Source organism: Kosakonia oryzendophytica (assembly GCF_900094925.1).
Lineage (GTDB): Bacteria > Pseudomonadota > Gammaproteobacteria > Enterobacterales > Enterobacteriaceae > Kosakonia > Kosakonia oryzendophytica.
Map to the genome: position 1 here is coordinate 160176 of NZ_FMAY01000009.1, position 15811 is coordinate 175986.

The 15811-nt window shown below is 57.0% G+C and carries 15 protein-coding genes; 1 reads left to right on the plus strand and 14 read right to left on the minus strand.

From position 1 onward, the window contains the following. Nucleotides 1-49 precede the first annotated feature (49 nt). The 5 genes from GA0061071_RS16230 to nifL all read right to left on the minus strand — a co-directional run bounded on the left by GA0061071_RS16230 (nt 50) and on the right by nifL (nt 6610). A complete protein-coding gene (locus GA0061071_RS16230) occupies nt 50-1288 on the minus strand; it encodes an EAL and HDOD domain-containing protein (RefSeq protein WP_061495693.1) in 1239 nt (412 codons plus the stop codon). 197 nt (nt 1289-1485) lie between these two features. Further along, entirely contained in the window at nt 1486-1995 is a 510-nt protein-coding gene (locus GA0061071_RS16235) for a nitrogen fixation protein NifQ (RefSeq protein ID WP_088237512.1), read from the minus strand. Then, on the minus strand, nt 1995-3389 hold the full coding sequence (gene nifB, locus GA0061071_RS16240) for a nitrogenase cofactor biosynthesis protein NifB (protein WP_088237513.1): 1395 nt from the start codon (nt 3387-3389) through the stop codon (nt 1995-1997). The genes GA0061071_RS16235 and nifB overlap by 1 nt, the downstream gene beginning before the upstream one ends. A 165-nt stretch (nt 3390-3554) precedes the next feature. Continuing rightward, nucleotides 3555-5126: a nif-specific transcriptional activator NifA gene (gene nifA / locus GA0061071_RS16245; protein WP_061495699.1), complete on the minus strand. Its 1572-nt coding sequence runs from the start codon at nt 5124-5126 to the stop codon at nt 3555-3557. Continuing rightward, a complete protein-coding gene (nifL, locus tag GA0061071_RS16250) occupies nt 5123-6610 on the minus strand; it encodes a nitrogen fixation negative regulator NifL (RefSeq protein WP_088237514.1) in 1488 nt (495 codons plus the stop codon). Before nifL ends, nifA begins: the two co-directional genes overlap by 4 nt. Before the next feature lie 360 nt (nt 6611-6970). On the opposite strand from nifL, the gene GA0061071_RS16255 reads away from it, so the two are divergent. Beyond that, nucleotides 6971-7501 (plus strand): flavodoxin, encoded by a 531-nt coding sequence (locus GA0061071_RS16255; RefSeq protein WP_061495703.1) that lies wholly within the window; start codon nt 6971-6973, stop codon nt 7499-7501. Nucleotides 7502-7543: 42 nt separating this feature from the next. Here the strand turns inward: GA0061071_RS16255 and nifM are convergent, their stop codons facing one another. From nifM to nifE, 9 genes are all read right to left on the minus strand, one after another. Beyond that, complete coding sequence (gene nifM / locus GA0061071_RS16260; RefSeq protein WP_088237515.1) at nt 7544-8341, minus strand: nitrogen fixation protein NifM; 798 nt, start codon at nt 8339-8341, stop codon at nt 7544-7546. Then, nucleotides 8341-8778, minus strand: a complete 438-nt coding sequence (locus GA0061071_RS16265) for a nitrogen fixation protein NifZ (RefSeq protein ID WP_061495707.1) — start codon at nt 8776-8778, stop codon at nt 8341-8343. Before GA0061071_RS16265 ends, nifM begins: the two co-directional genes overlap by 1 nt. After that, nucleotides 8775-9032 carry a nitrogenase-stabilizing/protective protein NifW gene (locus tag GA0061071_RS16270; RefSeq protein WP_061495709.1) on the minus strand — a complete coding sequence of 86 codons (258 nt, stop codon included), beginning with the start codon at nt 9030-9032 and terminating at the stop codon, nt 8775-8777. The genes GA0061071_RS16265 and GA0061071_RS16270 overlap by 4 nt, the downstream gene beginning before the upstream one ends. Nucleotides 9033-9034: 2 nt before the next feature. Continuing rightward, nucleotides 9035-10180 carry a homocitrate synthase gene (gene nifV / locus GA0061071_RS16275; protein WP_061495711.1) on the minus strand — a complete coding sequence of 382 codons (1146 nt, stop codon included), beginning with the start codon at nt 10178-10180 and terminating at the stop codon, nt 9035-9037. Between the two features lie 9 nt (nt 10181-10189). Further along, a complete protein-coding gene (nifS, locus tag GA0061071_RS16280; RefSeq protein ID WP_061495713.1) occupies nt 10190-11392 on the minus strand; it encodes a cysteine desulfurase NifS in 1203 nt (400 codons plus the stop codon). A gap of 31 nt (nt 11393-11423) precedes the next feature. After that, nucleotides 11424-12248 (minus strand): Fe-S cluster assembly protein NifU, encoded by an 825-nt coding sequence (nifU, locus tag GA0061071_RS16285; RefSeq protein ID WP_088237516.1) that lies wholly within the window; start codon nt 12246-12248, stop codon nt 11424-11426. 206 nt (nt 12249-12454) lie between these two features. Then, the gene (locus GA0061071_RS16290) at nt 12455-12919 is read right to left on the minus strand and encodes a NifB/NifX family molybdenum-iron cluster-binding protein (protein ID WP_061495717.1); all 465 of its coding nucleotides are present in this window, start codon (nt 12917-12919) and stop codon (nt 12455-12457) included. After that, a complete protein-coding gene (gene nifN, locus GA0061071_RS16295) occupies nt 12906-14291 on the minus strand; it encodes a nitrogenase iron-molybdenum cofactor biosynthesis protein NifN (protein WP_088237517.1) in 1386 nt (461 codons plus the stop codon). The genes GA0061071_RS16290 and nifN overlap by 14 nt, the downstream gene beginning before the upstream one ends. A 10-nt stretch (nt 14292-14301) precedes the next feature. Continuing rightward, complete coding sequence (gene nifE / locus GA0061071_RS16300; RefSeq protein WP_061495721.1) at nt 14302-15675, minus strand: nitrogenase iron-molybdenum cofactor biosynthesis protein NifE; 1374 nt, start codon at nt 15673-15675, stop codon at nt 14302-14304. Between the last annotated feature and the right edge of the window lie 136 nt (nt 15676-15811).

Sequence of the window (15811 nt, forward strand, 5' to 3'; positions counted from 1 at the left end):
TCAATACTGAAGATGATTATTACGGAATTGCACGTAACAGGAATAAAAATTAACGCGATGTGCTAATTGGCAGTTCATCCGCCCATTTTGTCGCCTGGTTCATCAGCTCGCTGACCATGGCGTTCGACAAACCTAATTGCGCCGCCACCTCGTTGGCTTCTTTCCAGATCCGTTGTTCATAGAGACGCGCCAGACGCAGATAAAGGTACAATTCACCACTGTGGCTTTGCAGGGCTTTTGCCACTTCCGGAGAGACGGTGATTTGCTCAAGCAACTCGTCAAGCGGCAGTCCAAGGATCACATCAAGCAAGGAGAATAAACCGACCATAAATGCATCATTAATGGCATTATTGGCTGAGGTGCGCGCCGCCAGCAGTTCGCAGAATTTTGCGCGAATGAGGCTGAGATAATAGATCTCGGTGTTGCTCACCTCTTCAAACGAAGTCAGGCAAGCGACCAACACAAAACGGCGCATTTCGCTAATCCCAAGGTAAACCACCACGTCGCGTAATGATTGATTGCGAAAGCCGCTGATGCCGCGTGTGTTATAGAGAATATTCTGCGCATAGCGCATAATCTTGAAGGAAAGCGAGACGTCGCGTTTTAACAGATCTTCAATTTTATTTAAATTAGGTGATTCTACGTTCACTTCCTGCATCAATTTCAGTGCGAATGCCCGATTTTGCACCAATTTATTTCGCTTAGTGACAACCGGCTTGCTGAAAAAATACCCCTGAAACAAATTGAAGCCCATTTTTTTATAATTTTCGAATTCGTCATAGGTTTCCACTTTTTCCGCCAGCAAAACGGTATGGCGTAATGAATCACGGTTGGAACGAATAAACTGGCTTATTTCGTCGCGCGAACCACTCCTTATATCAAATTTAATAACGTTGACATACGGCATAAATGAATCCCATGCGTTACCGGGCACGAAATCATCCAGTGCGATGCGAAATCCGCTGTTATGTAAGCGTTTTACCGTTTCCAGTAGCTTGCCATCCGGCTTAGCATCTTCAAGTATTTCAATGACTACGCGATCTTTTGGCAACGTTTCCGCCAGGCCTTCCACCAACAGTTGGTAGGGGAAATTAACATATACCGTGCTGTTGTCACTTTTGCGTCCGACCGGGGCGCTAAGAAATTGTTCTTCAATTAATTGCGTGGTGGCTTGTTCCGCAGAGATATCCGGGAAACGGTTATCCATACTGTCCCTGAAGAGAAGCTCGTAACCGACGGTGTTTAATTGTTTATCAAATATCGCCTGTCTGGCCACAAAAGAATACATTCGCTACCTCACACACCTGTTACTTTTGTATAAGTTTTCCAAATATATAGGCTACAGTAACACCCTGACTACTGGAACCGTGTGATTGCGGCAAAATATTTTACTTTTATTATTAAATAATAGGACAGTGGCGTGGGGATGCACAGATATTCAGACCCGATGAACCCAGTGGCACCGGGCCTGTTTACCTTAGGGCTTCAGGCAGGTTCAAAACAGTACGCGCGTTCGCAGCAAGCATCACAACTGGGGGAGCGGCAGACCAGTTCGCCGTCGCTTTGCAGACAGCGCTGGCGATAGAAGAATTTTTTCCAGCGCATATTCTGGGTATTCATCTCAACAAGGCGCGGAAAGCAGTCGCTCATCAACTCCCGCAACTCTTCGCGTGAATGTAGCCCCAGATCCTGCCAGAGATGATTAAACGCCAGCGACACGCTGGCGATGATCAGATGCATCGGCGCCGCATCAGGCGCCATATAGCACGCCAGCCACTGCGCCAGTTGCTGCCGTTCCTCCGTTCGGGTGGCGTTCAGTTCGCTCATCACGGATTGTCGCAGCAGACAATCCGAAGGGATCTGCCCTGCTGGCGGCGAAAAATCAGCCTGCAGTGTTGCCCATTGCGCGGCATCAAGCCCCATCTTTAACGGATAACAGCCCTCGCCATGGGCATAAAGCCATAACAAACGCTGTAGCCAGTCGCGCGTCAACATCAGGCCACCCCCTGGTCAGGCTGTTTTGCCGCGCACTGCTGACGCCAGCGTTGCCACCAACGCAGTAGCGCAGTATTGATCGGTTGCCAGGCATCGTCGACACAGGGCTGAATGCCGCGCGCTTCCAGCTTTTGCCACGGTGCGTAACCGATGCGTGCGCAAAACACCGCTTTCACATCCGCCAGCAACGCAAAGAGCGCATCACCTTCCTGCGGATCACATTCATCCTGTCCGCCGCAATATTTCGGGGTAAATCGCTCATTGACCAGCACCGCGCCCGCTGCCGACAAACTGTAGATGCGAAAGCGATCCGCATGACCAAAATGCGCGTCGATTACCTCACCGTGGGTCGACGCCACGGCAACCAGGCAGGCATCTTTTTCGTCGGCATCGCCTTTGGTCAGAATGCTGGCATGCAATTGCGTGCGGCGATAGAGCGTAGGCAACCAGGGTTGAGGCGACGCCTCGACGGGGAGCAGGGCAAACTGCTGGCTACGATCTTCCCCCAGCATACCAATGGCATCGGCGCGGCACTGCTGGCAGTGGGTCATTTGCGGCATCACCTCGCCGCACGTTTCCCGGACGCGGGCTGTCATCGCGGCATCCGGCTCCGGCTGACCCTTCAGACCAAACACCGTGCCGTGTTCGGGGCGGGCAATCAACGGCATAATATTATGAATAAACGCACCGCTGGCACGCAACTCACGGCTGACGTCCGCCAGTGCCTGGTCGTTAATACCGGGGATCAATACCGAGTTGATTTTTACCAGCACCCCTTTTTCCGTCAGGCGACGTACCCCGGCAAGTTGTCGGGCGATCAGTATTTCACCGGCTTCGCGCCCGCTGTAACGCTCACCGTCCAGCCACAGCCACGCATAGATCTGCGCGGCAATCTCCGGGTCGAGAGTATTAATGGTCACCGTAACATGATCGACGCCCACATCCACCAGTCGATCCACCGCATCCGGAAGCATTAACCCATTGGTAGATAAACATAATTTCATATCTGGCAGGTGTTCCCGGATGAGCGCCAGGGTCGTAAAGGTACGGCTCATATTCGCCAGTGGATCGCCAGGACCGGCGATGCCCACTACCGATAACTGTGGAATAGCCGCTGCGACGTGGCGCACTTTGGCGACCGCCTGTTCCGGCGTCAGCAGCGAGGAAGAGACCCCAGGCCGGGACTCATTGCTGCAATCAAATTTACGGTTGCAGTAATGACATTGCAGATTACAGGCAGGGGCGACGGGCAGATGCATGCGTGCAAAATGGTGGTGACCGCTACGCGAATAGCAGGGATGCAACGCCACTTTGCCAGCCACAACATCAGATAACGGTTCAGGCTGAACGGCCCGGCAGCGTGAACTGCCAACGGTGGATGAGCAGGAAGTCATGGGGATACCTTCGTTTCGGAGTCATAACCCCCAGTTGCAAATCTTGTACCGTGTACCGACTTTTTAACTTATTGAAAAAAAGAGACTTAATTTCACTGCGCCCGCGTTGTGTTGTGAGTGTTGTGGCATTTGGCTGACATTGTGCCGAATGCCACAAATCCGGGCTCACATTCTTGGCAAGGTGATATCCATGGTTTGAATGCGGTACGCCACCTGGCGCGGGGTCATCCCCAGTAAACGCGCCGCTTTCGCCTGCACCCAGCCGGCTTTTTCCAGCGCGGCAATCAACCGCTGACGTTCATCCAGTGAGTGATCGAGCCAGCTATCCTCCCGCGATGTAGTGAGCGGGGGTTGCTTCGGCGTATTTTCCCGGTGATTAAACATGATCACGTCGCGATCGATCAGACCGCTTTCCGACATCACCGCCGAGCGTTCAATGCAGTTTTCCAGTTCACGCACGTTGCCGGGCCAGTTGTAGCTCATCAACAGGCGGATGGCTCCATCGCTGATGCGTAGCGTACGGCTCTGGTTTTGCGCGATTTTACGCACCAGAAAGTGTGCCAGATCAGCAATGTCTTCCTGTCGCTCGCGCAGCGGGGGCAGGGAGATAGGCATCACATTGAGACGGTAGTAGAGATCTTCCCGAAAATTCCCCAGCCGCACTTCCTCTTCCAGATTGCGATTGGTTGCCGCAATAATACGAACGTTCACCTGTAGCGTTTCGTCACCGCCGACGCGCTCCATTTCGCCTTCCTGCAAAATCCGCAGTAGCTTGGCCTGAAACGAGGCGCTGCTTTCACCAATCTCATCAAGAAACAGTGTGCCGCCGTCCGCCAGTTCAAAACGGCCTTTCCGCTGGCGCACCGCACCGGTGAATGCCCCTTTTTCATGACCGAACAGCTCACTTTCCAGCAGGGTATCGGGCAGGGCAGCGCAGTTAAATTTCACAAACGGCGCACCGGCGCGTGGCGAATTGTGATGGATAGCATTGGCGATCAGCTCCTTGCCGGTACCGCTTTCTCCCCGCACCAGCACAGTGGTATCCCAGCGGGAAACCTGGCGAATAATTTCCATGGTCTGGCGCATCGCCGGGCTATTGCCGACCATATTTTCAAAACCAAACGAGCGTGCCGTCGCACAGCCGCGCGGACGTTCATTATTTATCACCGTTGCGCGTGGGGAGGTGGCGGCGGGGCGCATCATCAGCCGTACCGTTTGCGCCACCAGGTTGGCGACCGTTTCCAGAAAACGTGTGCAGGCGGGCAACCGCTCCTCGAAACGCGCCATCGGCTGCGCGGCCAGCACGCCCATCGGTTGTGATTGCAGCCCCATTAATGGCACGGCGATAAACGGCAGGTTGTAGTCATACAGTCCCAGACGATCGAGAAAACGCTGATCGTCAGCCACGCGCGGAAGCACCAACGATTGCCCCTGCGACAGTACCGTACCGACCAGCCCTTCTCCGGGCCGATAGCGGATCAGCGAACTGCCGGGAATCAACTCCTGATCGGCTTCCTGCAAGGCTTCAATACTGAGGATGGATTGTTGATTGTCGTACAGACAGATCATCCCGTGTTGCATAAACGCATCGTTGTGCAGCACGCACAGCACTTCCTGTAATGTCTGACCAATCTCTGTCGCCCGACTTAAGACCACGCTGATGCGTTGCATCGCGGTAAACTGCTGGGACAGGTCGAAGCGCCAGACGGGATTACCCGACTCGGTTCGCTGGGTCATTGTGAGCCTCCGGTCAGTGAATGAAATAACGGGAAACGCAGGGTCAGGCAGGTGCCCCCTTCGGGGCGTGAGGTCAGTTCTATCGCACCGCGGTGGTGGGCCACCAGCGTCTGGATCAGGCGCAGCTCCATCCCTTTTCCCGGGGCATTTAATGCGTCGGGAGAGTGGGTGTAACGCACCTGGATCAGCGGCACATTGTCATTGATATAAAAGGAGAGCCAGCCATTTTCTTCACGGGCAAAAATTTGCGTTTGCGCGGTGAAATCACGCAGGCCAGCGGCAATATCCAGCGTTCTGTCGAGCCACAGGCTCAGGCAGGCAAGCAGTTGCGTGCGCTGACCAAAACCGACGAGTTGCGGTGAATCGAGCTCGATGTGCAGGTTTTTACCCTCATCAAAACGGGTGTGATAGAGGGCGCGCAGATCATCAAAAAAGGGCTGCAACGGCCAGACTGCAGCGCTTTCCAGCTCCAGTGATGGGCGGCAACGTTGCAAACGCGCCATCGCTTCTTCGCCTTCACGCCAGGCTGCATCCAACGCCACATTATTGTGATCATCGCCATTCAGACGCCGTGCGGCCGCCAGCATATTGATAGGGCAATTAAGCTGAATCAGCGCTGCATCCAGCGACTCGCGAATTGCCGCCAGCAGTTTGCCGGTGGTCATCTGTTGCTTGAGACGATCGAGACGCCCCTGTTCCCGTTGCTGCTGCTGTTGGGTATCGTCGGTGATCACCACCAGCGTGCGGGGTAACGCACTATCAATAAAGTAACGTCCGGCTTCTTCGCTAACGCCGGGGAGTGCCCAGCAGGTGACCGACAACCAGCGCACCACGCCACGGATCACGACCGGCAATACCTGACTGGTGGCCAGCTCTGCTTTGCGGGCGGAGAAATTCAGTTCACTGAGTAACTCTTTACCGCCGCAGTCGGCGCAAAACGTTTTATAGACCAGGTTGTCCATCACGACACGGTCGTATTCATCGACCACTACGACTGCCGCCGGAATATTGTTCAGCACCGCTTCCGTGAGCGTCATATGGTTACGCAGCCGCTGCTCCAGCGCATAGCTGGCGCTGATATCCCGCTGCATCGCCAGATAGTGCTCCAGCACACCGAACTGATTGATAACCGGCGTAATGTCGATCTCCACCAGATAAAGGCTACCGTCCTGGCGGCGGTTAATCAGTTGTCCGCGCCAGGCCCGGCGTTGCAGTAGCGTCTGCCACATCTGCTGGTAAATTTCCCGCGGTGTTTGCTTACTCGACAACAGCCGTGGATTTTGCTGTAACAACTGTTCAAGGTCATAACCGGTCTGACGGCAAAACGCCGGATTAGCGTAGACGATCCGCGCATGGGGATCGGTCAGTGAGATCGCCACAGGCGCTTGTTCGACCATGGTAAAAAACAGGCCGGGATGCCGTTGAGTCAGCGCGCCGGCAATCTCTTCCGGCGCGGTGGCATCCATCATCATATTCAGAGTCATCACGCACTCCTGGGGGGTCAACGTGGGTTATGTCGCAGTTATGACAATTTGTGCCACCTGTCGACTTTCGCCCGCACGCGGTCGGGCGCACATTAACCATGCAAAGAGTGCACCTTCTGCGGCATTAACAGGCGTTAACATTGATCCAGATCGGTATTCGACGGCATTAATCGCGTTGTTGCCCTGCGGGCGGGCACTGAGGACGAAATGTGCTGGCGAAAAAATCATCACGATGGTGCGTGCGCGCCCGGTTTGGTGCAGGTTTTGCTCATCCGTAAACCTGGCACAGCCTTCGCAATATCCTGTCTGATTCCTGCCTTTTCATGGCGGATTAATCCTTTTTCCTGACAGGAGCATGCAATGGCTACTATTGGTATTTTTTTCGGCACCGATACCGGCAAGACCCGCAAAATCGCCAAACTTATCCAACAAAAACTGGGGGAGGCGGCGGCTTCGCCGGTCAATATCAATCGCACCGATCTGGCGACCTTTCTCTCTTATCCGGTTCTGGTGCTCGGCACGCCGACGTTGGGCGACGGGCAACTGCCAGGGCTGGAAGCGGGGTGTGAAAGCGAATCCTGGGGCGAATTTATGGCGCAGCTTGCCGGAACCAGCCTGAGCGGTAAAACCGTGGCGTTATTCGGGCTGGGGGATCAGGTCGGCTATCCGGATAATTTTGTCAGTGGTATGCGCCCGCTGTATGACACGTTGAAAAATTGCGGGGCGCAGGTGGTTGGTCTGTGGCCGAAAGAAGGTTATACATTCAACGCCTCCCAGGCGCTGGAGGCGGATAAATTCGTGGGGCTGGTTATCGATCAGGACAATCAGTATGACCTCACCGACGAACGGATAGATGCCTGGCTGGAAAGCCTCAAACCGGCGATTCTGTAACCGCGCACTATCGGGTGTCAGGCCTGATGACCTAAAAACGCATCAGGCCGATGCATCGTTAAGTAATGTCGCCAGCCAGCGGCGTTGCCATTGTTGCTGCTGGAGGCTGTACAGGTGTTCCCGCGCTTTTACCAGTGCCTCGTTTTTTGCCATCGGCGCGGGTTCCCGGATGTGCTCACACCATACTAAATGCCAGCCCAGCGCGGTTTCAATGGGGGCGCTAACGTCATTTTCTTTCAGCGCAAACAGCGCCTGTTCCAGCTCCGGGTAGAGTAATCCCCGGCTGATCCAGCCCAGCCGACCGCCCTCCAGCGCGCTGGGGCAGTGAGAATAGCGCTGCGCCAGCAGGTTGAAAGCCGTGCGGGTGCGAACGATTTCCTGATGAAAATGCGCTACCTGGCGTCGCACCGTTTCGCCATCGTGATCTACCGTTACCAGCAAGTGCGAGGTTAAACGTTGTTCCGGGCGCATAAACTGCGCCTGATGTTGCTGATACCAGGCCAGCACCTGGATGTCATCGGGCTGAGGCGCTGACGCGGCAACGCGGGTGAATTGCATCTCCATCAGCGCATGGTGGCGGATCACGGCCTGGCGATCCGCTGCGGAAAAGGGCGTCTCATCAAGCTGAGGCGCAAGGGAGGCGGCGACGGCGCTGAGCACCGCGTCCGGGATGTTTTCTCCGCCCGCGGCCTCGACCACCGCCGTTTCCAGTCGTTTCTGGCGTACCCAGGCTGCCTCGAAGGCCGCTTTCTGCGCGGCAGGAAGGGCGTCCGGCTCACAGCACCAGCGCGACAACGCCAGACGTCGCTTGGCAAAACGCGCCCAAGCTGGCTCTTTCATTACTCCTCCACCAATATCATGGCGCTGGCAGGTACCTGGAAACTACGCGTCGAAAAGGTGACAATGTAACTTTCACCGTTGTCGCCCTGATCGGTTGCCGCAATTTGCCCCTGCGCACCAGCGGCAATCACCACCTCGCCGTTGATGGCTAACGCACAGCGGCACACGATATGGTCGCCATACTGAAACTGACCGGCGTGCCACGGTGCGCAGGCCGGGAGCAGCTCCTCTTCCCGACAGCCGACAATCAGGTCGCTGTCGAGAAAATGGATCTGGTAGATGATCTGGTCCATCAAAAATGTTCCCCATTCGCGCACAAAACCGGTAGTGCCACGGCGCACCAGCAAGTCGCCACGCCGGTAACCGAACAGAGTGCCGTCGTTGCGGATCGCGCGTGTCACGCGCACCTCTTCGCCAAAGGCATATTTTTGAGTCATTGCTTATGCTCCGCGGTACAGTGCTGATAACTCTCCGCCAGCAGACGCCGGGCGAGAAGCCAGGGGGCGCGCGGATCCTCTTCCAGTAAATTCCGCAGCGGCACGTGGTCGCGCAGGCGTTGGTGAAAATCACGCAGTACCCGCAGGCAACAACTGCGCAATGCCGGTGATGCGTAGGGTACGCAGAAAAATTCAAAAAAGGATTCGGCGCTGTCGAGTTCATCCACGCCCGGGATGCGATAAAACCACTCCATACTCAACTCCCTGCGGCCTGTTGCGCTGCGCTGCCGCACAGCTCATCGTAAATGGCGACCAGTTCATAATCTTTGGGCGTGCGTTTCCAGCTTTCGGCAAAGCGCCGGATTGCCGGGAGCAACAGCTCGATTTGCAGGGCGTCGAGCCGGTAGCCCATTCGGGCGAACACGCCGTCTACGGCCTTGCGTCCGGAGTGTTTGCCGAGTACCAGCCGGTATTCACGGCCCATCAGCGCCGGGTCAATCGCCTGATAACTGTCACGATCGCGCAGCAGCGCGGCGACATGCACGCCGGACTCGTGGGTAAACACCTGTGCGCCCACCAACGGTTGTTGGGCGTCTATCGGGCGCAGAGCGGCATCGGCGACTTGCTGGCACAGGGCGGGTAGGCGGGCGAAGTGCACCCCGCAGTCGATATCCAGGCAGCGGTGTAAGCCGAGGGCGACCGTCTCCAGCGCTGCATTACCTGCCCGTTCGCCCAGCCCCAGTACGGTGGTATTGACGCTGGTCGCCCCGGCGCGTACCGCCGCCAGGGTATTGGCGGTGGCCAGCCCCAGATCGTTGTGCGCGTGCATTTCAATCTCGCCTGCCCAGCGTTGCCGTAACGTACCGATCCGGGTGGCGGTGGTAAACGGGTCGAGTATGCCGAGGGTATCGGCAAAACGCAGCCGCTGCGCGCCAGCCTGCTGTGCGGTATCGGCAATGGTCAATAGGGTGAGATCGCTCGCGCGGGAGGCGTCTTCACAGCCGATGCAGACCTGCAAACCCAGCGTTTTTGCCTGCTCAATCAGCGTGGTCAGCCGTTCCAGCAGGCGTGGCAGCGGCTCACGCAGTTTGTACTGTCGCAGTTTGTCAGAGGCGGGTAGGGAGATATCCACCCAATCCATGCCCAGGTCGGCGCTTTGCTGAATTTCGTCGCGATTCATCCGGCACCAGGCCATCAGCGTGGCGGCGGGCAGGTGGCGGCGCACCAGTTGCATACGCGTGCGCTCCTCGTCGCCCATCGCGGGTGTGCCAACTTCCAGTGCGGTGATGCCGGTTTCATACAGCGCTTGCGCCAGCGCCACTTTCTCACTGGCGCGAAAGGCCACGCCCGGGCTCTGTTCACCGTCCCGCAGCGTCGTATCGTTTATCACTACGCTTGCCATGACGTCACCTTAACCGTAAACCGGTGTGAAAATGGCTTCAGCCGGACGTGGCTTGCCGTCCTGCCAGTAGGGAGAAAGCGCGCGCAGACGGGCGATGATGGGCGGCAACGCATCAATGACGTAGTCTATCTCTTTCTCGCGGGTATAACGGGAGAGCGAAAAACGAATACTGCCATGCGCGGCCGTATAGGGAATCTGCATGGCGCGCATCACATGCGACGGTTCCAGTGATCCGGAGGTGCAGGCGCTGCCGCTGGAGGCCGCTATTCCGGCCTGGTTGAGCAGCAACAGAATCGCTTCGCCTTCGATAAACTCAAACGCCAGATTGACGGTGCCGGGAACGCGCGGGGCATTACCGCCCATCACCCTTACCGAAGGCACCTGGCTGACCAGTTCGCTTTCAAGACGATCGCGCAATGCGGCAATGCTGTTCATTCCAGGCAGGTGCACCTGCGCCAGTTCACATGCCGCGCCCATCCCCACAATGCCAGCGATATTTTCAGTGCCCGCCCGGCGGCCCCGCTCCTGATGCCCGCCACGCAGCAGTGGACGAAAACGCGAACCACGGCGTAAATAGAGACAACCGACGCCTTTCGGACCATGCAGTTTATGCGCTGAGCAGGAGAGCATATCAATGGCCGTCCGACCAATATCCAGCGGTATTTTTCCCACTACCTGTACCGCGTCGCAGTGAAACAACGCGCCGACGTCGTGCGCCATTGCTGCCATTTCCACAACCGGAAACAGGACACCGGTTTCATTATTGGCCCACATAACGCTGACCACCGCAACGCGCGGGCTTAGCGCCTGGCGATATTGCTGCATATTCAGTACGCCATCGGTATCCACCGCAATGCGGTGGATAAGGTAGCCCTGTCGCTCCAGGTGTTCGCACACCGCCAGGGTTGCCGGGTGCTCTACCGCGGTTGTGATGATTTCCCGTCGCTCCGGCAACAGTTCGACAGCGGCATGCAGTGCGGTAGAGGTCGCTTCGGTGGCGCAGGAGGTAAAAATAATCTCGCTGGCGTGTTCCGCACCGAGCAGGTCGGCCACCTGTTGGCGCGCCCTCTCAAGGGCGACGCGGGAGGGTGCGCCAAAATCGTGAATGGATGACGGGTTACCGTAATGTTCAGTCAGGAACGGCATCATCGCTTCCAGCACCATCGGATCGATTCGGGTGGTGGCATTATTATCCAGATAAACCTGTTTCATGGTGATTTCCCCTCTGTTGACCGACGGTGCTTCAGGCCGCTACGACGTCCATATAACAACCGGTACGCTCCATCAGTTTTTGTTGCAGCCATGCCAGCGTCATATCGGTCATCATGCAACCGCTGCAACTGCCGGAGAGGCTGACTGTCACGGTATGCGCTGCAACGTTCACCAGCGTCATATCGCCGCCATCGGCCTGAATATGTGGACGCAGTTCAGTGATGGCATCCACCACTTCCTGCCAGTGCGGATCTTTCTGTTCTGCGATGGGGGCGGCACTCTGCGGGTGCTGCGCCAGAATATCTGCCAGCGCCAGTTCGATTTTTTCATGGCACGCGGTACAGCCGCCGCCCGCTTTGGTGTAGTTGATCACCTCTTCAAGCGTGGTTAACCCGTTGCTTAACACCGCGCGGCGGATCTGGCCTTCGTCGACGCCAAAACATTTGCAGATCAACGCGCCTTCTTCATGGTCGTCTTCCAGGGTTTCGCCGCGATAGTGGGCAATCGCCGCACGCAGCGCCTCCTGACCCATCACGGAACAGTGCATTTTTTGCGGCGGCAGACCGTCGAGATAATCGGCGATCTGCTGGTTTGTCACCTGTTCAGCCTGCGCCAGCGTACGGCCGATGATCAGCTCAGTTAACGCCGACGAAGAGGCGATTGCGCTGCCACAACCAAAGGTCTGGAACCCGGCCTCAAGGATGGTTTCACTTTGCGGATCCACTCGTAACATCAGCCGCAACGCATCGCCGCAGCTTAACGATCCCACGTCGCCAACGGCGTTGGCGTTATCCACCACGCGGGCGTTACGGGGATTAAAAAAATGATCTTTCACTTTCTCGGAGTAATTCCACATGCTCTCAGCTCCCAGGATGTATGACGGAAAGCGCCGGGGCGCATTTCACCGCGTCAATCAACAGCGGGTCAGACGTACCAAGCAAAAGCAGTACCAGAAGGCAAAGTGACCTATTTTCAGAGGGTTAAGATTTTTTTCTGTCATAAAACTGCGAGCTGTGTCGCAGTTTTATGTTGGTTTTGTCACAGAGACGACACAGTTGGCGGTCAGCACTCCTCATCATCCTGCCAGTCGTGCTCCTGCAAGAGTTGTGCGAAGCGCTGCGGATTGCGGTTACGCGTATTTTTACGCTGCTCTTTGTCATACCAGTAGTGCTGAATTTCCTGCAACAGCCCCTCAATAGTGGTCTCTGCCGGGACGCGCACGGCACGCACACCGATTTGCAGCAACTGGCGGAAGACGCTTTCGCCAATCGCCACACAGTAGAGCGTGACGCAATCCTCCAGCGCTGCGATCCGGCTGGCGATCTTCTCTTGCTGATGCCCGGCAAGCACCGAAAAATCCACTACCCGCAACAGCGTCACGTCGTTCTCCTTCACACCGTAAATAACCAGCCTCGGCGTTGCGCCAAAGTGCTGATCCACATGGTGATAGTCGGAGCTGGCAAAGGCCACTTTCATTGACCAGACGCCGGAGCAAATGGTGCTGAACTGGCGGTTAACATAGTGCATAGTTGCCTCCGGAGATGGGCGGTTCGCTGACGTGCTGGCGCAACGGGGAGTGGTAAGTGGCCAGGTGAGAATGGCGCTCGCGCAGGGTGTTCGCCAGTTCGAACAAGGTATCGCGCATGCCCGCGTAACCCTGACGCACACGGCGAAATTCGCCGAGCCGGTCATAGAGGGGAAAACCTGCGCGCACCAGCGTGATAGCGAACTGCTCTGCCAGATCCGCCGCGTGGGAGTTGGCAACCAGTAGATCCGCCGGGGTTGCGCACAACAGATCCTGCAGGTCTTCCAGATCGCCAATGGTTACGCTATCGACAGGCAGATTTTGCAACCCCGGCTGACTCACTGGTGCGACAACCGGGCCGGGAACCATGCCCTGACTGCGGGCGAAATCACACCATGCCGCCAGCAGATCGCCTTCCGCCGCCAGCGCCATGCGGGCCCCCTGTAACCACATATGACAATCGATCATTGCATCCTGTAATTGCCCGCGCTGGCGTTCAATCCAGGCCGGAACGTCGCGCCCGGAAAGGCGTTGCAGATGGTGAATAAACTGATCGCAGTCGCCAAGCGTCATCAGATGCGGCAGGGCAATTACTTCGCCGCGACTGCGCTGCGCCAGCAGCGTGGCTGCACGGGAGAGGGAGACGCCGATGGCAAAGGTGCACAGGCTCTGCCCCATCTGCTCGATCATGCGCAGAGACGCACCGCCCTGGGTGACTGGCGAGAAGTCACCATTCGCCAGATGACCATCCAGTGACAGCGAGATATCCGGCACTATGATCGGCTGTAACCCGAACGCTTCCACATAGCTGCGCAGCAGTTCCACGTCTCCCGGAGTCAATAAATGGCTGAGCAGCAAGTTAACGCGGCGATTACGCAGACCTGGCAGGGGTTTTTCCGCCACCCACTGCTCAATCACGCTTTCCAGCACCGCGCTGTAGCCGTTCTCCAGCGTGCCGTAAAAATCCGGTGTATTGACGGTGAGGATCGCCACGCCTTTATGACGCGGGAACGCATCGCGGAACTGCCGGACCACGCGCGAAATGTCGCTGCCCTGGGCCTCCGAAAGTCCGGTGCTGAGCAGCACAATGGCTTTGGGGGTATTGCGCTGGCAGAGGAGGTTCAGCGCGGTCAAAATGTTTTCATCCGCGCCCATAATGGTGGAGGTGGGGTCCATCGCCGTTGATTGTAAGGGGATCGGATCGTGAAAATGCTGGATAAAAAAGACTTTTGCGAAAGCGCTGCACCCCTGAGCGCCGTGCACCAGTGGAATGGTCTGTTCAAACCCCATACTGGCAAGGATCGCCCCCAACGGCTGACCGCTTTTTATGGGGCTGACCGCCAGTGGTTTTTTATTACGCATGATTTCGGCCATTATCGACTCCTTATTGCCACGGCGCGCGAGCGTGGGTTTGCGGCCAGACCGGGCTTTCCAGGGTCTGACAGAGTTGTTCGGCCAGCGTGACGATGCCGCGATAGCCGGCGAAGGCATGCTCACGCTCCTGGTTAATATCCAGAAACGGCAACCGCGCTTTGTAGGCGGTGTACATATTGCGTCCACCGGCGATCATCATGTCCGCCTGGTAGCGGTACACCACATCCAGCAGCGTACGGGCGTTGCCCTCATCGAGCATGATGGCCTCGTCACCCATCAGTTCACGGATGCGTTGCCGATCCTCTTCGGTTGATTTGCGGGTGCCGGTGGCGACCACGGTCATCCCCAAATCCTGTAACGCGGAGACCACCGACCAGGACTTCACACCACCGGTGTACAGCAGTGCTTTGCGACCGCGTAACCGCTCGCGCAGCGGGGCCAGAGCCCGTTCGGCGTGCTGCTCTTCGCGGGAGATTAACGCTGCCGTTCGTGCGATCAGATCCTCATCACCGGTCAGGGCGGCTAACTGGCGTAAAGCATCAGAGGTGGCGCGCACGCCGTAGAAACTGCCCTCAAACCACGGTATGCCATAACGTTGTTCCAGCGCGCGGGCAACGTTAATCAGCGCTCGCGAGCAGACCAGCATATTGACCTGCGCCCGGTGCAGGGTCTGAATGTCGGTAAATCGTCCGTCGCCGGAAAGACTCCCCAGTACACGGATCCCCAGCTCATCAAGCAACGGCTGGATATGCCAGAACTCCCCGGCAATGTTGAACTCGCCAATCAGCCCGATATCGTGGCGGTGCGCCGGGGAAAAGGGGGTATCGTCCGGCCAGGGCGACGGCTCGCGACTGCCGATCACCTGCTTCACCATCACCTCACCGGCCAGGCGATTGCCGAGATTTTTACTGCCATAAAAACCCGCCGCATCCACGGCGATCACCGGCACGCCCGTGGCGGTTGCCGCCGCCTGGCAGACGGCATCAATATCGTCGCCCTCCATGGCCGGGACGCAGGTGTTGTAGACAAAGACTGCTGCCGGGTGGTAACGGTTGACGATATGGCGCACCGCATGAAACAGGCGGCGCTCACCGCGCCCCATGATCACATCCTGCTCGTTAAGGTCGGTGGTAAAGCCCAGTCGGTTGATAGCCGGACCGGAGCTCAGGCTGCCGCGATTGTCCCAGGAACTGCCGGTACAGCCGATCGGGCCGTGCACCAGATGTGCCACATCGGACAGCGGCAACAAGGTGATCTGCGCGCCATCAAAGGCACAGCCGCCAGCGGTGGCGCCGGGTTTGGGGGCGCTACAGCCGGTTTTTTGTTTATGGTTGTGTTCGCAGGCGGGCTCATCAAGCAGTGCGAGAATCTCATTCCCCTTCATAGTCACCTCATGTATGGATTGGGTTACCGGTGGTGTTGCAAATCGCAGGCCAGAAGCGAGTGATTGATTTGTAAGGGAAAATTTATGTTGGCTTTGCGACAAAACGAACAATTGACGTAATGCCTACGTCAAAAAA